Origin of the sequence: Devosia sp. SD17-2, assembly GCF_029201565.1 — a bacterium.
Taxonomy (GTDB): Bacteria; Pseudomonadota; Alphaproteobacteria; order Rhizobiales; family Devosiaceae; genus Devosia.
On record NZ_CP104002.1, the window covers coordinates 1,844,872 to 1,866,088 of the forward strand.

Below are 21,217 nucleotides of genomic sequence, written 5' to 3' on the forward strand. Positions count from 1 at the left end.
AGATCAAAAATGTCAATCAAGGTGACGTTCCCCGATGGTGCAGTGCGCGAATTTCCGCGTGGCACTACCGGCACCGCCATCGTTGATGGCATTTCCAAGAGCCTGGCCAAGAAGACTGTGGCCATGCGCTGGAACGGTGTCCTCTCCGATCTCTCTGACGCCCTCGAAGCCGACGGCGCGCTGGAATTCGTCACGCGCGATTCCGGCTCCAAGGACGTGCTCGAGCTGATCCGCCACGACGCGGCCCACGTTCTCGCCGAAGCCGTGCAGGAGCTCTGGCCCGATACGCAGGTCACCATCGGCCCCGTCATCGACAACGGCTTTTATTACGACTTCTATCGCGAAGCCGGCCCGTTCACCGAGGATGAGCTGCGCGTCATCGAAAAGAAGATGAGCGAGATCATCGATCGCGGCGCCGTCTTCACCAAGGAAGTGTGGACGCGCGACCAGGCCAAGGACTTCTTCCGCGCCAAGGGCGAGGAGTTCAAGGTCGAGCTCGTTGGCGCCATCCCGGCCGATCAGTCGCTGAAAATGTACAAGCAGGGTCAGTGGATCGACCTCTGCCGCGGCCCGCATATGCGCTCCGTCAAGGACGTCGGCCAGGCGTTCAAGCTGACCAAGGTTGCCGGTGCATACTGGCGCGGTGACAGCAATCGCGAAGTGCTTAGCCGCATCTACGGCACCGCCTTTGCGACCAAGGAAGAGCTCGAAGCCTACCTCCACATGGTGGAAGAGGCCGAAAAGCGCGATCACCGCAAGCTTGGCCGCGAGATGGACCTCTTCCACATGCAGGAAGAAGCCCCGGGCCAGGTGTTCTGGCACCCCAAGGGCTGGAGCATCTATGTGGCGCTCCAGGACTACATGCGCCGCAAGCAGCGCGCCGACGGCTATGTCGAGGTGAACACCCCACAGGTGGTCAGCCGCAAGCTGTGGGAAGCCTCGGGCCACTGGGACAATTACCAGGAAAACATGTTCATCGTCGAAGTCGACGAGGAGCATGCCAAGACCAAGGCAATCAACGCGCTAAAGCCGATGAACTGCCCCTGCCACGTGCAGGTGTTCAACCATGGCTTGAAGTCCTACCGCGATCTGCCGCTGCGCATGGCCGAATTCGGCGCGTGCAGCCGCTATGAGCCGTCCGGTGCTCTGCACGGCATCATGCGCGTGCGCGGCTTTACCCAGGACGACGCCCACATCTTCTGCACGGAAGATCAGATCGAAGCCGAAACCAAGAAGTTCATCGAACTTCTGGCCAGCGTCTATGCCGATCTCGGCTTTGAGGGCTGGCGCATCAAGCTCTCGACGCGCCCCGGAAAGCGTATCGGTTCGGAAGAGAGCTGGGATCGCGCCGAAGCCGCGCTGGGCAATGCCTGCAAGGCTGCCGGGCACGACTATGTTGTCTTCCCGGGCGAGGGCGCCTTCTATGGTCCCAAGCTCGAATTCGTGCTGACCGACGCAATCGGCCGCGACTGGCAGTGTGGTACGCTCCAGGTCGACCCGAACCTGCCCGAACGTCTCGATGCCGAATATGTGGGCGCAGACGGTGCCAAGCACCGTCCGGTCATGCTTCACCGCGCCGTGCTCGGCAGCTTCGAGCGCTTCATCGGCATTCTGATCGAGAACAGCTCGGGCAAGCTGCCGATGTGGCTGGCCCCGACCCAGGTCGTGGTGACCACCATTGTTTCGGAAGCCGACGGCTATGCCGAGAAGCTGGTCGCCCAGCTGCGCGCCTCGGGCATTCGTGCCGAGATCGACACGCGCAACGAGAAGATCAACTACAAGGTCCGCGAGCACTCCGTCGCCAAGGTGCCGCTGCTGTTTGTGGTCGGCAAGCGCGAGGCCGAGGAGGGCACTGTCTCCGTCCGCCGTCTCGGCACCGAAGGCCAGAAGGTCATGCCGGCAATGGAAGCCATCGTCGCGCTCATGACCGAAGGCACACCGCCGGACCTGCGCCAGAAGGCAGAGGTCGCCGCCTGATGCCGCAGCGTCCGTCCAATCGCGAGATGAAGGCCCTCTTCCATATGGGAGAGGACAAGGCTCTCGGGCCTGAGGACTTCAAGGATATCGGCGAAAAGACCTTTGCCGGCATGCTCAAGAAGAAGTGGGTCGAAGAGGCCGAAGGTCGGCCCGGAAAATTCCGGACGACCGAAAAAGGCCGCGTCATCCACGACGAGGAAGTCTATTTCACCGGCCGCTGGAAGCGCTAACAAAGGAGCGGGACATGGCTGATCCCATTGCCATAACCCGCTTCGTCTCTATCGATCCCACCGAGATCGAGGAAACTTTCGTGCGCGGCTCGGGGCCGGGCGGGCAGAACGTCAACAAGGTCGCAAGCGCGGTCCAGCTGCGCTTCGACCTGCAGAACTCTCCCAATCTGTCCGATGCGATGAAGCGGCGCGTTGCCGCCCTGGCCGGCAGCCGGCTGACCAAGGATGGCGTCATCGTCATCACGTCGAACTCCCATCGCGATCAGCCGCTCAACCGGGCCGAGGCCCTGGCGCGGCTTGTCGCCCTGTTGCGGGAAGGCGCCCACCCGCCCAAACCGCGCATCGCCACCCGCCCCACGCTCGCCTCGAAAAAGCGCCGGCTCGAGGGCAAGACTATCCGTTCCGATGTCAAACGCCTGCGCGGCGCGCCGCGCGGCGACGACTGACCGTCTCCAGAAGGGCCACATCATGAGTCTCAAATTCGGCACCAGCGGCGTCCGCGGCCTTGTCACCGACCTCGCCGGTCAGCCGGCCCGCCGCTATGTCACGGCCTTTCTCAGCCACCTTCGAACCTCCGGCCAGATGCAGGCTGGTCGTGTGCTGGTCGGGTATGATCTGCGCCCCTCGAGCCCCGATATTGCCCGCGACTGCCTGATCGCCATTTCTGACGCCGGCTTCACCCCCATCGATTGCGGCGAAGTCGCCACGCCCGCGCTGGCCCTGCGCGCCCTCGACACCAAGGCGGCCGCCGTGATGATCACCGGCAGCCACATCCCCGCTGACCGGAACGGCCTCAAATTCTACACCCCCGCCGGCGAAATCAGTAAGGCCGACGAGCAGGGCATCCTCGCCCAGCTTTCCGACGCCGATATCGCCGAGGCCGCCGTCACGGCCGAGAATGAATTCGCGGTCACCCAGGCGGCCTATCTCAACCGCTGCGTCGCGCTGCTCCCGGAAAACGGGCTCAAGGGCCTGCGCATCGGCGTCTTCGAGCACTCGACTGTCTCGCGCGACCTCCTCGGCCAGGTGCTCCGCGCTCTCGGCGCGGAAACAATCTCGCTCGGGCGCAGCGATGTTTTCGTGCCCGTCGACACCGAGGCCTTTTCCGATGCGCTCTTTGCCCCGCTCAAGGGCTGGCTCACCGAACACAAGCTCGATGCCATCGTCTCCGCCGATGGCGATGCCGACCGTCCGCTGCTGATGGACGGGGAGGGCACTTTTGTCCGCGGCGATGCGCTGGGACTTCTGGCAGCCCGTTTCCTTGGTGCCCGCGCCGTCGTCACGCCGGTCACCTCCAATTCGGCCATCGAGCGCACCGGCTATTTTGCCGCCGTCATCCGCACGCGGGTCGGCTCGCCCTTTGTCGTCGCCGGCATGGAGGCGGGCGGTGACAAGGTTGTTGGCTTTGAAGCCAATGGCGGCACTTTCGTCGGCCCGGGTTTTGAGCTCGCTCCCTTGCCCACGCGCGACGCCATCCTGCCCATTCTGGCGGTCTTCAGCCTTGCCCAGCAGCAGAACATCTCCGTGGCGCGGCTGGTGCGCGACCTGCCGCTGCAGATCGCCGTCGCCGACCGCCTGCAGGACGTCCCCAGCGAACGCAGCGCCGCCTTCCTCTCGCGGCTCGAAATCGACCCGGCCTATGCTAGCGAACTGTTCGGGGACAATGCCATTGCTGGCGTCAACGCCATCGACGGGCTGCAATTCCACCTCGCCAGCGGCGAGACCGTACATTTTCGTGGGTCGGGCAATGCGCCCGAACTGCGGTGCTACGTCGAGGCCGGAACGCCTGAAAAGGCTACCACCCTTCTCGGCTGGGCCATGGACGTTTTGAAGAAAGCCGTGCGCTGAAGCAAAGCGCCGCACGCGGGGGGAAACCCGCACTCGACCTCCCGCTGTCAGGGGGGAGCCCATCGTGGCTCTCAAATTGCCCGCGCCCACCGGCCGGATCCCTCCCTCTATCAGGGGGAGGCCAGGAGGGGGTATCTGCGAGCCCCGCCCAAAAAAAGAGGGCGCGGAAGCGCCCTCAGACTGCTGACAAACCCCTGGCTTTGGCCGGGGGTTTTTGATTCACTGGGGCATGTTGAAGAAACCCAGCCCTGAACAGACTGCCCTCGAGATGGTGACGCTCGATGGTCTGGTGCCGAAGGATCATTTGCTGCGCAAGATCGACGCGGTGATCGACTTTTCGTTTATTCATGATCGCGTCGCGGGGCTCTATTGCGCCGACAATGGCCGGCCCGCGCTTGATCCGACCTTGATGTTCAAGGCGCTCTTCATCGGCTACCTGTTTGGCGTGCGCTCCGAGCGCCAGCTGGTGCGCGAGATCGAGGTCAATGTCGCCTATCGCTGGTTCTTGCGCATGAAGCTGACGGATCGGGTGTTTGACGCCTCGACCCTGTCGCAGAACCGGCGCCGACGCTTCAACGACACGGATGTGGCGCAGGACATCTTTGATCACATCGTCGAGCAGGCGATCCGCCACGGACTGGTGGATGGTTCGGTGCTTTATACGGATTCGACCCATCTGAAGGCCAATGCCAACAAGGGCAAATATGATCTGCAGATGATCGAAAAGTCGCGCTCGGACTATTGGGCCGATCTCGACCGGGCGATCGAGGCAGAGCGGGCGCTGCATGGCCAAAAGCCCTTGAAGGACAAGGAGCGTGAACCGCAGGTCAAGGAAACCAAGGTCTCGCGCACCGACCCGGACGCCGGCTACATGGTGCGCGAGGGCAAGCCGAAGGGGTTCTTCTATCTCGATCATCGTACCGTCGATGGTCGCCATGCGATCATCACCGACACGCATGTGACGCCCGCCAATGTGCATGACTCGATCGTCTATCTCGACCGGCTGGATCGGCAGCGCCAGCGTTTCGACTTCGACGTTCAGGCCGTCGGGCTTGATGCCGGCTATGCCACGTCGGGCATCGCCAACGGGCTGGAGGCGCGCGGAATTCTGGGTGTCACCGGTTATCGCAACCCCACACCGCCGCGCCCTGGCATGATGCGCAAATCAAAGTTTGCCTATGACAGCGCGCAAGACGGCTATGTCTGCCCGCAGGGCCAGTTGCTTGCCTATGCCACCACAGATCGCAACGGCTATCGCCACTATCGTTCGGATCCAAAGATCTGCTGCGATTGCCCATTGCTTGCTTCCTGCACCTCCAACGCTGCCGCAACCCGTACGATCACCCGCCATGTCTGGGCCGACGCACGCGAGCGCACCGATCGGCATCGGCTGACGCCTTGGGGCAAGGCGATCTACAAGCGCCGCAAGGAGACGGTCGAGCGCTCCTTTGCCGACGCCAAACAGCTTCACGGACACCGCTATGCAAGGTTCCGAAGTCTGACACGCGTCGCCTACCAGTGCCTCCTGGCCGCCGCCGCCCAAAACATCAAGAAAATCGCCCTCGCGCTAACCAAAGCCCCCAAACCAAGCCTCGCATGAGGCGGGAGCCTTGTGCGCGCCAAATCTACCAGGCGCTTAAGCCGGCAAACCCAGCACAAAACAAAACCCCGCCCAAAAATGACGGGGTTTGTCAGTGGTCTGAGGGCGCGGAAGCGCCCTCTAAAATCTATCCAGCACTCAATATTACTTTGCCGAAGCGTCGATATTGACCTTCTGCAGCAGTGTTGCCGGATCATCCTCGGCCATCATGAAATCGATCATGGTCAGGCCCGGGGCTTCCTTGGCCTCGATGCTGATGTTGAGCGATTTCGCCTTGCCAGAAACGAACTGACCGAGTGCCGAGCCAAGCTTGGCGGCATCGGCGACGCCGGCCATCATGCCGACAACGGTGCCTTCTGCCAGGCCGGCAAAGATCGGGCGCATGGCGGCGGGGTCCATGTCCTGTTCGGCTCCGGCGACGGCCAGCACGATATCGGACAGTCCGGCGTCCAGCACATCGACGCTCAGCGCGCTGACAGCCAGCTCCATTCCGGCCATCAGGGCTTCGCTTTCATCCAGCGAGAACAGCGCCTCGGTGGCGTTGGCGATCGTGCCCTTCAATGCCACCGTTGCGAGGTCCACGCCCGACACCGAGATTTCAGTGATGTCGATATTGCTGGTCTCTTCATTCCAGGCTGCGGCAAAGCGGAAACCGGCGTCGATATTGGTGATGCCGAGGTCGATCAGCTGCTGGACCTGCTCATCATTGGTGTCGAGCGGCAGGGCGATCTTGATGCCCTTGGCCCAGGTGTCGAGCGCCGAAGGGATGCCGTTGAGGTAATCCTTGAGGCTGAGGTCGAACGCGTCGACATTGGCCACGATCCGCTCGTCGTTCTTGTCGGGGTCGGCGATGTCCATTGCAAAGCCGCTGAGCGAAACGCCCTCGAATGACGGCACCAGCCCACGGGCATTGGCCTCGAGCCAGCTCTCGTCGACCCGCTCCGGCGCCCGCTGAAGGGTTGCGATGACGCTGCTGAGGTCAAACTGCTTGAAGGTGAAATTGGCGAGCGACATCGTGCCTTCTTCGGCCGCGATGGTGATGTCGTCGACCGAAATCTGCGGGTAGATGCCGGGGGACATGCCGCCCATGGTCACGTTGCCCAGCGCAAAGGCGATGTCTCTGCCATCGTTGTCCGTTCCGGCACAGTCGATGCCATCGAACGTTGCAGGCGAGCTTTCGAACGCGGTCAGGACGTCGGCGTACATGTGCACGATCTTGCCGAGCAGTTCCGGCGTAATGTCGTCGTCGGAACTGTCCTCAAGCGTCTGCGCCAGCGTCATGATCTCGGTGAACGAGCTTTCGAACGGACGCCCCCGAACCTCGCCGACGCTGATCGCCCCGATGGAACAGGCGATCTCCTCGGATGTGAAGGATCCGCCTTCCATCGTGAAATCGGCGTAGAGCGTTTCCATCTCACTGGTCGGGTCGGCGCTGACGAGGCCGTAGATGCCCAGGATGGCAGCGATATTGACCGCGCTCGCCTCGGAGGCGCCCATCGCGGCGTCGCCCTCGGGAGAGACAAAGCTCGATCCCTCAAGCCGCATGGACGCGGCCACGCCATCCGTAACGTCCTCCAACACCAGATTGGTCAGCGTCATCGTGCCGACCTCGGGCCCATCATCGGTCTTTGCGGTGATGGCGATGATGATTTCGGGAATGCTGATGCTCTCTGCGTCGAGCGCAGCGAGGGCTTCGGCATTTTCGGTAAGATTGCCGCTCAGAATGTCGGTGATGGTGGCCGCGTCCATATTGGACTGAACCGTATCCACGCTGGGAATGGTGACCACGACGTCCACTGAAGGTGCACTGGCCTCTGCGGCCGGTGTCTTGTTCTTCACCTTCTGCGCCAGGGCTGGCGCCGCCGGCAGGGCGACGCTCGCGAGGCAGGCTGCTGCCAGCGCGGCGAGGCGGCGCTTCTTGGTCACGCTCAAGGACATATCTTGCTCCCTATGGTCCGCCGGCCAGGCAGATGCGCGGCCGTGCTCTCTCGACTCCAGAATTATCCGGCAAACATTTGACAGGCAAATGGGGCTAAGTGCGGAGCGGCGCAAGCCGCAGGCAGAATAATTTGCGCGCGGGCGGCTCTAACCGCCCTGATAGACCGAGGTCAGCACTTCGATCTCGCGGGATCCGCCAGGCACGATTTCGACCTCGCGGTTGTAAACCTGCTCACCCTGCTTGGCGAGGACGGAGTAGTCGCCTTCTGCCAGCACTGTCGAAGGGAAAGCGCCTCGATCGGTGAAGACCGTTTCGCCATTGGCACTCATGACGGTCCACTCGACGTCGGCAATGGCTTCGCCACCGGCCTCTGAAACCAGCTTGAAAGACACTTCGCTGGCGTGATGGAACAAGGTTGCGTCTGTCAGCTCGCCCGCCTCGACGCGCAGATCGGCGCGGACCACCGCGTTGATCGAGCCGAAGTGGGAGACGATGTGATACGTGCCCGCATTGAGCGTCACGATGTCGTTGGGCGGCAGGCCCTCGGCAATCAGCACCCGGTTGGCTTCGGTCCCGGCGGTGAAAATATCAAACTTGAGCTGGGTCGCGGGAATGGGAATATCCCCGGTCACCGCGGAATTGAGCCGCAGCGCGCCGGCCTCGAGGTCGATCATCTTCTCATTATTGCCCGGCGCGACCGTCAGCGGCTCGCTCAGCTGGGCGCGGCCATAGGCAACGTGAACCACATATTCGCCGGGCGGCAGGTCAAGGCGGGCCGTGCCCTGGTCCGACTTGGCAACCAGCGGCATTTCCCCGGTGCTGTCCGGCATTGCCTCGAATACGCGCCAGATCAGACCATCAGGGATCGGCTGGCCGTTCTGCGAAATCTGTGCGCTCAGCGTTACCGGTTGCGGCGTTCGGGCGAGGGCCGATGCAGCCTCGCTTGCCGGGGTCGGTGCAGCCGGTGCGGCGGTGTCCGCCGGGGTGGCGTCACGGTCCGGGCGCGGACGCGGCAGGGGCGGGATCTCGGTGGCGTCCTGGGCAAGCACGACCGTGGGCATCGCCGTGGACACAAGGGCACAGGCCAGGACGGCCGCGACGATCAGGCGTTTGGCTGAGAGCATGAAATTACCGGGCCATCCTCTAGCGTTAACGGGCATATGCGCCGACTCCGAGAGCGTGGGGCGCCAATAGGGAAAAGCTCTGTCACAGACGGCGCGGCTTGAAAACCGCTGCGCATTGGGCTCAAAGCTTTTTCCCTAAGGTCCGCCCTAACATTCTATTCGAGCAAGAGCCAGACAATGCCCGCCAATCCTGCCCTGCGTGACTATCTTTTGACCCGCCGTTCCGTTGGCCAGGCCTTTCTTGCCGAGCCGGGCCCGTCGGGGGAGGAGCTCAACACGCTGCTCACCATCGCCACGCGGGTTCCAGACCATGGCAAGCTGGCGCCGTGGCGGCTGGTCGTCTTCTCCGGCGACGCGCGGGCCGCAGCCGGCGAGAAGCTGGCCGCTCTGGCCCAGCAGAAGCGTCCGGACATGGATGAAGCAGCGATCGAAATCGAGCGTCGCCAGTTTCTCCCCGCGCCGCTCGTCATTGGTATCATCTCCTCGCCCAAGGAGCACTTCAAGGTCCCCGAGTTCGAGCAGTTGATCTCGGCGGGCAATGTCGCGCTGAACCTCGTTCACGGCGCTTATGCGCTCGGCTATGCCGCCAATTGGATCACGCGCTGGTATGCGTTCGATGCCGAGGCTGCAGAGCTGCTCGGCGCCCGCGCCGGCGAGCGTTTCGTCGGTTTCGTCCATATTGGCACACCCAAGACCGTGATCGAGGATCGTCCGCGGCCGGACCTCACCGAGATTGTCACCTATTGGTCCTGATCTCGCCCTCAAGGTTAACAGTCTGTTAGCAAATTCGGCCCAAAAGTTAACAGAACGTGATTCTGTTTTTTTGGGCCGTACATGGGCGTGCAGCCGATATCCATTCCGCAAAATCTGGCGACCGCCCTCACCATGGCCGGCAATCGCAGTGGCGTGGATTTTTCCTATCTGCTGCAGACCGCCATGCGCGAAAGCAGTCTCAATCCCAGCGCCAAGGCGTCAACCTCTTCTGCGGTAGGGCTTTTTCAGTTTCTGGAAGGCACCTGGCTGCAGGTGATGAAGACCGAGGGGCCGCGCCTTGGTTATGGCCAGTATGCCGCCGAGATCGACGTCACTAGCGGCGGGAACTACACCATCAGCGATCCGGAAAAGCGTAAGGAAATCCTCGCGTTACGCGAAAATCCGCAGATCGCATCTGACCTCGCGGCGGCTTTTACCCGCTCGAATGGCGACTATCTCCGCGAACGGTTCGGTCGCAATCCAAGCGCCGGCGAACTCTATATCGCCCACTTCCTCGGAGCCCAGGGCGCCGAGCGCATGTTCCAGGCCGGCCTCAAAAATCCCGACCAGCGGGCCGTCGACCTCTTCCCGCGCCAGGCCGATGCCAACCGTTCCATCTTCTATTCAAACGGCCAGCCGCGGACCATTCGCGAGGTCTATCAGGTCCTCGTCGCCAAGCATCAAAACATTGGAAATTCAACGTTTTCCGCCCAGCAGATGGCCGCGCAGGGCAGTGCGCCTGAACCCGCGCCGGTCGTGCCGTCCCGCTTCTCCCGCGACAATCTAAGCTTCACTGGTCTCTTCAAAACCGAAGCCGAAAACGTCCAGTCCAGCGGGCAGGGCGGCTCAGCTTTCTTCACCCAGCTCTATAGCCAGTAGTTACTAGCGCCTTAGCTCGTATGGTGAACCGTTCCTTAAACACTCTGGGCTAGTCTCATCATCGCCTCGGTGCGGAGAAGGTGATGATCGAGTACAGTGAGTTCGTGCGGCTCTCCCGGTCCAGCGACAGCGATGAGCGCGGTCACGCCGCCCATCTGGCCGCACTTGCCTATCTCGATCACGATGGCCCCGCTGGCGAGCACGCCGCCCTCTACGCAGCGCTGATCGGCTTTCTCGACGATCCCTCGGTAAAGGTCCGCGCCGCCCTGGCCTATGGCCTGCTGCACTCGGTTCAGGCACCGCGTCCGATCATCATGGCGCTGCTGCGCGATAGCGCCGTGATCTCACGGGCAATCCTGCAATATAGCCCGGTCCTGCTCGATGCCGATCTCATCGGCCTCATCGGGGCCGGTGATCCCTTCACCCTGACTGCCATTGCCCAGCGCGAAAAGCTTTCGAGCCGTATCGCGAGTGCTTTGATTTCGCAGGGCGATTCTGCGCTCACCCAGCGGCTGTTGCGGCGAGAGGATGTCCTCCTCGACCCCATGCTGTTGCTCGATCTGTCGCGCAGCCTTGGGGGCGATGCGACCATGCGTGGGGCTCTGCTGAGCCGCAAGGATTTGCCGGCGCCAGCACGGCTGATCCTCGTTCAGCAGGTGACGGAAAGCTTGCGGCAGGCCCGCATTGTGCGCGGTGCCCTCGCACCCGATCGTCTGGCACGACTGCTCCGGGATGGCACGGACACCGCCCTTTCTGCCATCGGTGAAACCGAGGCTGTACAGGCGCGCGGTGAGTTCGTGGAGGTCCTTGTCGGGTCGGATCAGCTCAACACCCGCATTCTTCTGCACGCGCTGACCACCGGCCATGTCATGTTTTTCGCCGCCTGCCTTGGCGCGTTGAGCGCGATCTCCCGCAGCAAGGTGTTCACCCTGCTGGAAAACGGCAGCCGGGCGTCGTTGATTGCGCTGTTCTCCCGGGCGGGTCTTGGGCTGGAGATCGGCCGGCTGCTGGTCCGGCTGGTGCTGCACGCTCGAGCTGCTGATCTGGCGGACGACGTAGCGGCGCGGCACTATGTGGTCACCGCACTGACAGAGGAGCTGATCGCCGAATACGACGGCGATATTCCGCACGCGCTTGAAGAGGCCTTCGCTTATCTCAGTGAGCAGAATATCGCCTTGGCGCGGAAGGCCGCGCGCGGAGTGATGTCGACCTTCGCTGGCATAGCGCAGGGGCCTATGTCATTGCCGCAGGTAGAGGAATTGGCGCAGTTGCCGCTTCCGGCCGCCTGATCAGAAGCGGAACTGCTCACTCAGGACGCGTTCTTCGAGGCTCGTGCCGGGATCAAAGAGCAGCGTGACCCCGTGGGTGCGGTCCTCGCGGATCGTCACTTCGCGCACATTCTGAAATTCGATATTGTCGGCAACGGCGCTGACCGGGCGCTTCTCCGCCTCGCGCAGGGTGAATTTTACCTCGGCGCGATTGGTGAGGATTGCGCCGCGCCAGCGACGCGGGCGGAACGGAGAGATCGGTGTCAGGGCAAGCAGTTGCGCCTCGATCGGCAGGATCGGGCCGTGGGCCGAGAGATTGTAGGCGGTCGAGCCAGCCGGGGTAGCGAGCAGGATGCCGTCGCAGATCAGTTCGTCGAGGCGGACGTCGCCATCGACTGTGATCTGGACCTTTGCCGCCTGGTGGCTGGCGCGAAAAAGCGAGACTTCATTGAGGGCTAACGCTGACTGCGTTGTGCCGGTGGAGTCGGTGACGCGCATGGATAGCGGGTAGATGCGGGTACGCTGGGCGGCGCGCAGGCGCTGCTCCAGACCATCCTCGGAATAGGCGTTCATCATGAAGCCGACGGTGCCGAAATTCATGCCGTAGACAGGGATGTCCGTCGTCATAACCCTATGAAGAGTCTGCAACATCAGCCCGTCACCGCCGAGGGCGACGACGATTTCTGCGTCCTCGATCGGGGCGTCGCCATAGAGTTCCCGCAGGCGAGCGGCGGCTGCTTCAGCCGTGGCGGTCTCGTTGGTTACAAACGCGATGCGCGGAGCCTGTTCGCTCACACTGCCCTCCAAAACTTCCGCCGTGCCATCTGATTTCAATAGGAAAATCGCTGGCTGCACTAGGCCCAATAGGGCAGCGGCCCAAGAGAAGCAACGGTCCGTTAGACTTATACGTCTGTGCCCCGACAGTCCCAGGAATTCACATCCGAGGCTTTGACCCTTGTGAAGAGGTAGCTTCAGGTCCGGTGCGACGTGTTTTGCGTGTTCCGACGGGCGTGACAAGCGCAAGCGGTTATGTATACAATTTTGGATCGCGCACTGGTTGAGCTCTGGAGGGGGACGACGTGACAACACAAACATTTCCGATGAATGCATGGTATGCCGCAGCCTGGGACGTGGAGGTCAAGCGCAGCCTTCTGGCTCGCACGATCTGCGGGAAACCCATTGTTCTCTATAGAAAGCAGGACGGAAGCGCCGTCGCGCTGGCCGACGCCTGCTGGCATCGCCTGCTGCCGCTCTCCATGGGCGAGCTGTATGGCGACAATGTCATCTGCGGCTATCATGGCCTTGAGTTCGACGACACGGGTCGTTGTGTATACATGCCCTCGCAAGACACGATTAATCCCTCGGCCTGTGTCAAATCCTATCCCTTGGTCGAACGTCATCGTTTCGTCTGGCTGTGGATGGGGAATCCGGAGCTTGCCGACCCGGCGCTGGTTCCTGACCTGCACTGGAACCAGGACCCGGAGTGGGCGGCGGATGGCAAGGTCATCCATGTCAAATGCGACTACCGGCTGGTCATCGACAATCTCATGGATCTGACCCACGAGACCTATGTGCACGGGTCCTCGATCGGTAATCGCGCGGTTGCAGAAGCGCCATTCGAGGCGACGCATACCGACAAGACGGCGACCATCACGCGCTGGATGCGCGACATCGATGCGCCGCCGTTCTGGCGCGGGCAGTTGGGCAAGCCGGGCAATGTCGATCGCTGGCAGATCATCAATTTTGAGGCGCCGTCGACCATCGCCATCGACGTCGGCGTGGCGCCTGCCGGGACGGGGGCGCCGGAGGGCGACCGCAGCCAGGGTGTGAACGGCTTCGTTCTCAACACGATGACGCCGGAAACGGACAAGTCCTGCTTCTACTTCTGGGCCTTTGCGCGCAATTACAAGCTCGACGAGCAGGCGCGGACCCACAATCTGCGCGAGGGCGTGTCGGGGATCTTCAAGGAGGACGAGATCATCCTTGAAGCCCAGCAGAAGGCGATCGACGCCAATCCGGACCACGTCATCTACAATCTCAATATCGACGCCGGGTCGATGTGGGCGCGCAAGCTGATCGACCGCATGATCGCGGAGGAAAATGAACTGCAGCAGGCTGCGGAATGAGCGGCAGTTCGGATCGTGCGATGCAATCGCAGCGCGCGCTGATGGGCGTGCGCGACCTTATCATCTGTGGCGAGATTCCGGCCCGGGCGCGACTGTCGGAAGTCGCGCTGGCCGAGCGGCTGGGAATTTCACGCACGCCGCTGCGGGCTGCGCTCGCGCGGCTGGAGCAGGAAGGTCTCGTCGAGGCCATCGCGACCGGCGGTTATGCCGTGCGCGGTTTCACTCGTGAGGATGTCACCGACGCAATCGAGTTGCGCGGCGTGCTCGAGGGGACGGCCCTGCGATTGGCGGCCGAGCGGGGCGTCAGTGCTGACCGGATGGATGCGCTGAAAGTGTTGCTCGGCGAACTGGATGACGCTCTTGGGGTTCGCGCCGAGGACATGGATTTTGAACGCTATGTGGCTCTCAACGCCGAGCTTCATAGCCGGCTCTGGGGGCTGGCGAGCTCAACGATCCAGCGCGAGATCGAACGTGTGACCAGCCTGCCGTTTGCGTCGCCCAGTGCGTTTCTCAACAAACAGGCTGACGTGCTGGCATTCCGGCGGTCGCTTTACGGGGCGCAGGACCAGCACAAGGCCATGGTACAGGCGGTCGAGTATCGGGAGGGGGCCCGCGCCGAAGCGCTGGCACGGGAGCATGCTCGTCTCGCCCGCCAAAACCTTGAGTTCGTGCTCGATGAAGACCGCAGCCTGATCCGTCGGGTGCCTGCACTTTCGCTAGTGGTGGGGTAAAACCATGCGTAACAGACTTGAATGGCGCGATGGTCGCGTCGCCAGCCTGCGACAGGTTGCGGACGATGTTCTCTGCCTGACCTTTGCGGTGGACGGTGGAGTGCCGCGTTTCGATCCCGGTTCGCATACGAACATTCGCGTGGAGATCGGTGGCAAGCAGGCGATCCGCACCTATACTGTGGTGCCCGCTGAGAAGGGGCATTTGTCCGTCGCGGTGAAGCTGCATCCGCAGAGCCGGGGTGGCTCGCGCTTTATGTGGACCCTCAGGGAAGGGGACTTGGTGCGGCTGACCGTGCCGGAGAACCGCTTCGAGCTCAGCTGGCGTGCGCCGCACTATTTGCTGCTCGCAGGCGGCATTGGCATCACTCCGATCTTTGGGATGGCGAAGGCCCTGGTCGCTCGTGGCGCCTCGGTGCGCCTGGTCTATGGCGCGCGCGAAGCCGGGCTCATGGCATTCCGCGATGAGCTGCAGGACCTGCTCGGGGACCGCGTCCTTGTGCGCGACAATTCGAAGGGCGACCATGTCGATCTGGCAGGAGAGTTTGCAGCGCTTCCGGCAGACGGCGAATGCTATCTCTGCGGGCCTATCGGCATGCTGGAGGCGGCCAAACATGCCTGGGTCGCCTCTGGCCGACCGCTGAGCCGGCTTCGCTATGAAGTGTTCGGCGATAGCGGGCTTTTTGCCGAGGAAGAGTTCCGCGTCGATATTCTCAATCGAAACCAGTCGGTTACGGTGCGGCCGGACCAGACCCTGCTGGAGGCCCTCATCGATGCGGGGGTGGACATGGTCTATGACTGCCAGCGCGGCGAATGCGGGCTCTGCGCGGTGAAGGTGATTGAGCGTGAAGGCGCGATCGATCATCGCGACGTCTTCCTCAGCGCCGAGCAAAAGGCAGAGAACGACCGGATGTGCGCCTGCGTGTCGCGTCTGACCTCTGGAGGTGGGACGATCGACGTGGGCTATCGCACCTGAAACCCGCGCCGCGCCTCCCTGACACAATCACGGGAGGCGCGGTCGGCGCCCCCTTGCGTCACATTAGTTATGCTATATAACAACATTCCATGAGGGAGGGGACTCATGGATTTCAAGGCAGCGCCAATTCGGCCTGTGCGTCTGGGCGCAATGGCTGCAGCAGCCGAAATGCGGCCGGACGGCAGCATTCTTATCAACTCGACCGAGAAGCTGGGCGCTTATCCGCGCTCGATCGTCGATGCGCTGGAGCACTGGGCTGACCGCACGCCCGATGCCATTCTGATCTCGGATCGGGAGGGTGCCGGCTGGCGCTCGCTGAGCTATGCCCAGGTCATGGAGCGCATTCCGCCGCTGGCGCAGGCGCTGCTGGACGCCGGGCTCGGGCCCGATCGGCCGCTGATGATCCTCTCTGGCAATGAGATCGAGCACTTTCTTCTCGGCATGGCGGCAATCTGGGTCGGGATTCCCTATGCGCCCATTTCGCCGGCCTATTCCCTGGTCTCGACCGATTTCGGTAAGCTGCGGCATATCGTGGGGTTGCTCACACCGGGCATGATCTACGCCAGCGCCGGGGATCGGTTTGAGGCCGCTATCGAGGCCGTGGTGCCCAAAGATGTGCCGGTCATCGTCCGCACCGGACCGTTGGCGGCACGGAAGAGCCACGTCTTTGCGGATCTGCTGCAGACCGCAGTCACGGATGCCGTTGCCAAGGCGCATTCGGCGATCACCGCTGACACGGTCGCAAAAGTGCTGTTCACATCGGGCTCGACCGGGCTGCCGAAGGGCGTCATCACCACCAATCGGATGATGGCCTGTAACCAGCAGATGATCCGGCAGGCGCTTGCGTTTATTGCGGACGAGCCGCCGGTCCTATTGGACTGGATGCCCTGGAATCACGTGGCCGGGGGCAGTCACAATGTGGGGCTGACCATCTATAATGGCGGCAGCTTCTATATAGATGATGGCCAGCCGACCCCGCAAAAGTTTGGCCGGACGCTCGAAAACCTCTCGATGGTGCAGCCGACCTTCTTCACCAATGTGCCCAAGGCCTATGAATTCCTGGTGGCCGCTTTTGCCGAAAATCCAACGGCGCGCCGCAATCTCTTCGCCAAGCTGAAACTGCTGCAATATGCAGGGGCCGGGCTGGCCCAGCACGTCTTTGACGGACTGGATGAGGCGGCGCGGGCCGAGACGGGCGAGCGGGTGTTGATCATCACCGGTTACGGTTCGACGGAAACCGCACCCTTTGCCTTCACCACCACTTGGCCGGTTGCAGAGGCCGGGCATATCGGCCTGCCCGCAGCGGGAATGAGCGTCAAGCTGGTGCCGGACGCTGAAAAGCTCGAGCTGCGCCTCAAGGGTCCGAATGTGACACCGGGATATTGGCGCGACGCCGAAAAGACCGCGGAATCATTCGATGACGAGGGTTATTACTGCATCGGCGACGCGGTTCGCTTTGCCGATCCGGAGCGTCTGGAAAAGGGGCTGGTGTTCGACGGCCGGGTGACCGAGGACTTCAAGCTCTCGACGGGCACCTGGGTCAATTTCGCGGCGCTGCGCAGCAAGGTGATTGCGTCCTGTGCGCCACTGATCCGCGACGTGGTAATCACCGGGCTCGACCACAATTTCATCGGCGCGATGATCTTTCCGGACATGCAAGCGTGCTGCCGTCTCGCCGGGCTGGACGATGCTGCCGCCGTCGACGAGATCGTCGGACACCCCAGTGTGCGGGCGCACTTTGAAAAGGCGCTGGGCGCATTGGCGCGCGAAGCCACGGGGAGCTCGAACCACATCGCCCGCGCCGTGCTGCTCGATGCATTGCCGGACGGGGATAAGGGCGAGGTGACCGACAAGGGTTCGATCAACCAGCGCGCTGTCCGCACACACAGAAAGCACGTGGTCGAGCGGCTCTATGCCGTCACGCCCGATGCCGAAATCATGATTTTGCCTCGCCACGGAGAACAGAATGGCCAAGCCACTCGCAATGCAGTTTAGCGATGCATGGCTCTTGGGCGGCGCGCGGACCCCGTTCGTCGATTACAGGGGCGCACTTTCGGCGGTTTCGCCGATCGATCTGGGGATCAAGGCGGCTCGCGGCGCCATAGAGCGCGTGGGCGTGGCGGCCGAAGATATCGGGCACACCATTGCCGGTTCCATGGCGCAGGCCTCGTTCGACGCCTATTTGACGCCGCGCCATATCGGGCTTTATGCCGGAGCGCCTGTCGAGGCACCGGCCCATCTGGTGCAACGGATCTGCGGAACCGGGCTCGAAATAATCGCCCAGGCGGCGGATTCGGTGGCCCTGGGGCGCGTGGATCTGGCGCTGGCGGCGGGTTGCGAGTCGATGAGCCGTAACCCGATCGCTGCCTATTCGCACCGCAATGGTTTCGGCCTGGGGCAGGTGGAGTTCAAGGACTTCCTGCTTGAAGCGCTCTATGACCCGGCGGGCTGCGTCAACATGGGGGACACGGCCGAAAATCTCGCCAAGCAATATGGCATCTCGCGGGAGACGGTCGATCGCTTTGCCGAGCGCAGTTTTGAGCGCGCCGTGGCGGCCAAGGAGGCCGGTATCCTGGCCGAGGAGATCGTGCCGGTTACGACCGAGACATTCGCTATCGAGGGGCTGGCTGATCGCGGGATCAAGCTGCCGCGCGGCGTGACTTCTGTAACTGAGGACAGCCATATCCGGCCATCGCCCTATGCAGTGCTCGAGAAACTTCGCCCGGCTTTCGGCGGGGTGCAGACCGGAGGCAATTCGTCGGCGATTGTCGATGGCGCGGCGGCCGTGCTGGTTGCGTCCTCGGGCTATGCGCGCCGCAACGGCAAGACGCCGCTCGCGCGGATACTCGCCAGCGCCGCCGTTGGCGTGCCGCCGCAATTCATGGGGATCGGTCCGGCGCCGGCCATTCGGGCGGTGCTCGATGTGGCAGGAATGACGCTCGACCAGATCGATCGGATCGAGATCAACGAGGCGTTCGGGGCGCAGGTTCTGGCCTGTGCCGCAGAGCTCGGGCTCGATGGGGACAGGCTCAATGTCAATGGCGGGGCTATTGCCATCGGCCATCCTCTCGGGGCGACGGGCGTGCGCCTGGCGCTGACGCTGGCGCTCGAACTCAAGCGGTCAGGGCTGCGCTATGGCATCGCCTCGGCCTGTATCGGCGGCGGGCAGGGCATTGCGCTGCTGATCGAGAATGTGGAGGCCAGCTGATGGATATTGCTGGCAAAACTGTATTCGTTTCCGGCGCCGCCTCCGGGCTCGGCGCGGAAGCTGCGCGGGCGCTCACGCTGGGGGGAGGCGCCCGCGTGGCCATTTTTGACCGCGACGCGGTCAAAGGAGAGGCGGTGGCGGCGGAACTGGGCGGGATGTATTTTCCCGTTGATGTTTCTGATGCCGCCAGCGCCGAGGGAGCGGTGCGCAACGCGGTGGCCGCGCTCGGGGCGCCGTCTGTGCTGGTCAATTGCGCCGGTATTGGTGGGGCCGCGCGTATCGTCGGCCGCGATGGGCCGATGGATCTCGCGAGCTTTCAGAAGGTGATCAACGTCAACCTCGTGGGCAGTTTCAACATGATGCGGCTCTGCGCTCATGTGATGTCAGAGGCCGAGCCCGATGCCGAAGGACAGCGTGGGGTGATCATCTCGACCGCGTCAGTAGCCGCCTATGAAGGCCAGATTGGGCAGGCCGCCTATGCCGCATCCAAGGGCGGGATTGTCGCGCTGACGATGCCGGCGGCCCGGGAACTGGCGCGGTTTGGCATAAGGGTGCTCGCTATTGCGCCGGGGCTGTTCCTGACGCCGCTGCTCGCGGAATTGCCCGAAGATGTGCAGACGGGACTGGCCGCCAATATCCCCAATCCGGCGCGCCTTGGCCGGCCAGAGGAGTTTGCGCAACTGGTGATGGCTATGGTGGGCAATAATTATCTCAACGGCGAAGTGGTTCGCCTCGACGGCGCGCTGCGTATGCAGGCGAGGTAGATCGGCATGTTCACCAATACCACCTCAGTGACGGTCCAGTTTGGCGACTGCGACCCGGCGGGGATCGTCTATTACCCCAATTATTTCCGCATGTTCGATAATGCGACAGGGGCGCTGCTTTCGGCTGCGCTGGGCATGAACAAGCGGCAGTGGCTTGCCCATTATGACATTGCCGGTATCCCGATGGTCGATACGGGCGCGCAGTTCTTCATGCCGGCGAGTTTCGGGGATGTCCTTGAAATCAGAAGCGAAATTACCGAGCTTGGGCGCTCGAGCTTTTCGCTGCGCCACACCATCATGCGCGAAACCAATGTCGGGGTCGAGGCGTGTGAAAAGCGCGTCTGGACCCGGCGGGACGAGACCGGCTCGATCCGTTCCGCTCCACTGCCGGACGATTTACGCAAACGCCTGTCCGAATAGGACCGGCCCCATCTGCGCCTTGTGCGCCACTAATTCTGTCATGTGAAAGGATCAGACATGACGCACACGGATGTTCTCGAGATCAGCCATAAGGGCGCGATCGCCCACATTTGTCTCAACCGGCCAAACAAGCGCAATGCGCTCAATGACGAGCTCATCGCATCCCTCGACAGTTTCTTTTCGCGTGTCGGCGAGGAGACCCGTGCGGTGGTGGTTTCCGGGGCGGGCGGGCATTTTTCGTCGGGGCTCGATCTCTCCCAGCATGTTTCGCGCGAGCCGCTCGAAGTGATGGCCCATTCGCGCAACTGGCACCGAGTCATGGCTCTGATCTCGCAGTCGCCGCGGCCCGTGGTGGCAGCGATGTCCGGCGCGGTGATGGGCGGCGGGCTCGAGTTTGCAGCCAGCTGCCATGTGCGGGTGGCCGAAGAGACCGTGCGCTTTCAGATGCCGGAGGGAATGCGTGGCATTTTTGTTGGCGGTGGCGGCTCGGTGCGGATTTCTAATCTGATCGGTGCGCATCGTATGACGGAGATGATGCTGACCGGCCGCAGCTATTCCGGGCTGGACGGCGAGCGGCTGGGCCTCGCGCATCACTGCGTGCCTGAGGGGCAGGCGCTGGACAAGGCGTTCGAGCTGGCCGATCGCATCGTGCGCAACTCGCCGACGATCAACCAGCTGATCATCCAGGCCATCGCCCAGATCTCCGCCATGCCGCCCGAGGCGGGTCTTTATGCTGAAAGCCTGACCGCCGCTTTGAGCCAGACCGGCCCTGACGCGGAGGAGGGACTGCGCGCGTTTCTCGAAAAGCGCGTCCCGGTGTTCCGCTAGGTCAGGCGCTCGAGGAGAGCGAGCAATTGGTCGCGCTTCGCATCGCCCCCCAACCGGTCGATGAATTCCTGCTCCAGCTCTTCGTGGAGTTTTCGGGCGCGGGCGAGGAATTGCTCGCCCTCGGATGTGAGGTGGAGGGCATTGGCACGACGGTCCGTCTTGACGTGGACGCGTTCAAGCAGGCCGCGGGCCTGCAGGCCATCGACAAGGGCGACGAAATTGGCGCGCTTCACGCCGAGCGCAGAGGCGATTTCGGTCTGCTTGCGGCCGGGGTTCTCGCCGATAAGAACCAGGGTGGAGTATTCGGCGGGCCGCAGCGAAAGTTCGGCAAAAACAGCCAAAAACCGCTGGAAGACGCTGAGCTGGGCGCGCCTCAAGCGATACCCGACCAAACCAAGCTGGGCATCGACGGCGCTGCCGGTTTCCGATTCTTCCTGTTCGAGGACGACATCATTTTTCGGCATCAAGGCACTCCGGAGGGGTCGAGAGTCGCTTGCTGCGACTGATGGGCTTTGTTATGATAAATAACATTTGAGATGGCATGTACGT

20 protein-coding genes are annotated in these 21,217 nt (G+C 62.7%); 16 read left to right on the forward strand and 4 right to left on the reverse strand.

Annotation, left to right across the window (positions count from 1 at the left end):
* The first annotated feature begins 9 nt into the window (after window positions 1–9).
* The 5 genes from thrS to NYQ88_RS09090 all read left to right on the forward strand — a co-directional run bounded on the left by thrS (window position 10) and on the right by NYQ88_RS09090 (window position 5,655).
* A complete protein-coding gene (gene thrS, locus NYQ88_RS09070) occupies window positions 10–1,977 on the forward strand; it encodes a threonine--tRNA ligase (protein ID WP_275654607.1) in 1,968 nt (655 codons plus the stop codon).
* Window positions 1,977–2,207, forward strand: coding sequence for a hypothetical protein (locus tag NYQ88_RS09075; RefSeq protein ID WP_275654608.1), 231 nt, complete (start codon window positions 1,977–1,979; stop codon window positions 2,205–2,207). The genes thrS and NYQ88_RS09075 overlap by 1 nt, the downstream gene beginning before the upstream one ends.
* A 14-nt stretch (window positions 2,208–2,221) precedes the next feature.
* Window positions 2,222–2,653 (forward strand): alternative ribosome rescue aminoacyl-tRNA hydrolase ArfB, encoded by a 432-nt coding sequence (gene arfB, locus NYQ88_RS09080; protein ID WP_275654609.1) that lies wholly within the window; start codon window positions 2,222–2,224, stop codon window positions 2,651–2,653.
* A gap of 22 nt (window positions 2,654–2,675) precedes the next feature.
* A complete protein-coding gene (locus tag NYQ88_RS09085; RefSeq protein ID WP_275654610.1) occupies window positions 2,676–4,055 on the forward strand; it encodes a phosphomannomutase in 1,380 nt (459 codons plus the stop codon).
* Between the two features lie 229 nt (window positions 4,056–4,284).
* A complete protein-coding gene (locus NYQ88_RS09090; protein WP_275652564.1) occupies window positions 4,285–5,655 on the forward strand; it encodes an IS1182 family transposase in 1,371 nt (456 codons plus the stop codon).
* Between the two features lie 144 nt (window positions 5,656–5,799).
* On the opposite strand, the gene NYQ88_RS09095 is transcribed toward NYQ88_RS09090, so the two are convergent.
* Both NYQ88_RS09095 and NYQ88_RS09100 read right to left on the reverse strand, forming a co-directional pair.
* Window positions 5,800–7,593, reverse strand: coding sequence for a hypothetical protein (locus NYQ88_RS09095; protein WP_275654611.1), 1,794 nt, complete (start codon window positions 7,591–7,593; stop codon window positions 5,800–5,802).
* 147 nt (window positions 7,594–7,740) lie between these two features.
* On the reverse strand, window positions 7,741–8,718 hold the full coding sequence (locus tag NYQ88_RS09100; RefSeq protein WP_275654612.1) for a hypothetical protein: 978 nt from the start codon (window positions 8,716–8,718) through the stop codon (window positions 7,741–7,743).
* A gap of 177 nt (window positions 8,719–8,895) precedes the next feature.
* Here NYQ88_RS09100 and NYQ88_RS09105 point away from each other — a divergent pair, with 177 nt between their 5' ends.
* The 3 genes from NYQ88_RS09105 to NYQ88_RS09115 all read left to right on the forward strand — a co-directional run bounded on the left by NYQ88_RS09105 (window position 8,896) and on the right by NYQ88_RS09115 (window position 11,639).
* Window positions 8,896–9,471, forward strand: a complete 576-nt coding sequence (locus tag NYQ88_RS09105; RefSeq protein WP_275654613.1) for a nitroreductase — start codon at window positions 8,896–8,898, stop codon at window positions 9,469–9,471.
* Window positions 9,472–9,552: 81 nt separating this feature from the next.
* Window positions 9,553–10,350 (forward strand): transglycosylase SLT domain-containing protein, encoded by a 798-nt coding sequence (locus NYQ88_RS09110; protein WP_275654614.1) that lies wholly within the window; start codon window positions 9,553–9,555, stop codon window positions 10,348–10,350.
* Between the two features lie 83 nt (window positions 10,351–10,433).
* Window positions 10,434–11,639: a DUF2336 domain-containing protein gene (locus NYQ88_RS09115; RefSeq protein WP_275654615.1), complete on the forward strand. Its 1,206-nt coding sequence runs from the start codon at window positions 10,434–10,436 to the stop codon at window positions 11,637–11,639.
* Here the strand turns inward: NYQ88_RS09115 and NYQ88_RS09120 are convergent, their stop codons facing one another.
* Window positions 11,640–12,413 (reverse strand): NAD kinase, encoded by a 774-nt coding sequence (locus NYQ88_RS09120; RefSeq protein WP_275654616.1) that lies wholly within the window; start codon window positions 12,411–12,413, stop codon window positions 11,640–11,642.
* 305 nt (window positions 12,414–12,718) lie between these two features.
* On the opposite strand from NYQ88_RS09120, the gene NYQ88_RS09125 reads away from it, so the two are divergent.
* The 8 genes from NYQ88_RS09125 (at window position 12,719) to NYQ88_RS09160 (ending at window position 20,668) form a co-directional block, all read left to right on the forward strand.
* Window positions 12,719–13,744, forward strand: coding sequence for an aromatic ring-hydroxylating dioxygenase subunit alpha (locus NYQ88_RS09125; RefSeq protein WP_275654884.1), 1,026 nt, complete (start codon window positions 12,719–12,721; stop codon window positions 13,742–13,744).
* Window positions 13,745–13,764: 20 nt separating this feature from the next.
* The gene (locus NYQ88_RS09130) at window positions 13,765–14,475 is read left to right on the forward strand and encodes a GntR family transcriptional regulator (RefSeq protein ID WP_275654617.1); all 711 of its coding nucleotides are present in this window, start codon (window positions 13,765–13,767) and stop codon (window positions 14,473–14,475) included.
* A 4-nt stretch (window positions 14,476–14,479) separates the two neighbouring features.
* Window positions 14,480–15,448, forward strand: a complete 969-nt coding sequence (locus NYQ88_RS09135; protein WP_275654618.1) for a PDR/VanB family oxidoreductase — start codon at window positions 14,480–14,482, stop codon at window positions 15,446–15,448.
* A gap of 105 nt (window positions 15,449–15,553) precedes the next feature.
* Window positions 15,554–17,443, forward strand: a complete 1,890-nt coding sequence (locus NYQ88_RS09140) for a feruloyl-CoA synthase (RefSeq protein ID WP_275654619.1) — start codon at window positions 15,554–15,556, stop codon at window positions 17,441–17,443.
* Window positions 17,415–18,656, forward strand: coding sequence for a thiolase family protein (locus NYQ88_RS09145; RefSeq protein ID WP_275654620.1), 1,242 nt, complete (start codon window positions 17,415–17,417; stop codon window positions 18,654–18,656). Before NYQ88_RS09140 ends, NYQ88_RS09145 begins: the two co-directional genes overlap by 29 nt.
* Window positions 18,656–19,420 carry an SDR family NAD(P)-dependent oxidoreductase gene (locus NYQ88_RS09150; RefSeq protein ID WP_275654621.1) on the forward strand — a complete coding sequence of 255 codons (765 nt, stop codon included), beginning with the start codon at window positions 18,656–18,658 and terminating at the stop codon, window positions 19,418–19,420. The genes NYQ88_RS09145 and NYQ88_RS09150 overlap by 1 nt, the downstream gene beginning before the upstream one ends.
* Window positions 19,421–19,426: 6 nt before the next feature.
* Window positions 19,427–19,840: a thioesterase family protein gene (locus NYQ88_RS09155; RefSeq protein ID WP_275654622.1), complete on the forward strand. Its 414-nt coding sequence runs from the start codon at window positions 19,427–19,429 to the stop codon at window positions 19,838–19,840.
* A 57-nt stretch (window positions 19,841–19,897) separates the two neighbouring features.
* Window positions 19,898–20,668, forward strand: a complete 771-nt coding sequence (locus NYQ88_RS09160; RefSeq protein WP_275654623.1) for a crotonase/enoyl-CoA hydratase family protein — start codon at window positions 19,898–19,900, stop codon at window positions 20,666–20,668.
* Here the strand turns inward: NYQ88_RS09160 and NYQ88_RS09165 are convergent.
* Entirely contained in the window at window positions 20,665–21,132 is a 468-nt protein-coding gene (locus NYQ88_RS09165; protein ID WP_275654624.1) for a MarR family winged helix-turn-helix transcriptional regulator, read from the reverse strand. The two genes, NYQ88_RS09160 and NYQ88_RS09165, sit on opposite strands and share 4 nt — an antisense overlap.
* Between the last annotated feature and the right edge of the window lie 85 nt (window positions 21,133–21,217).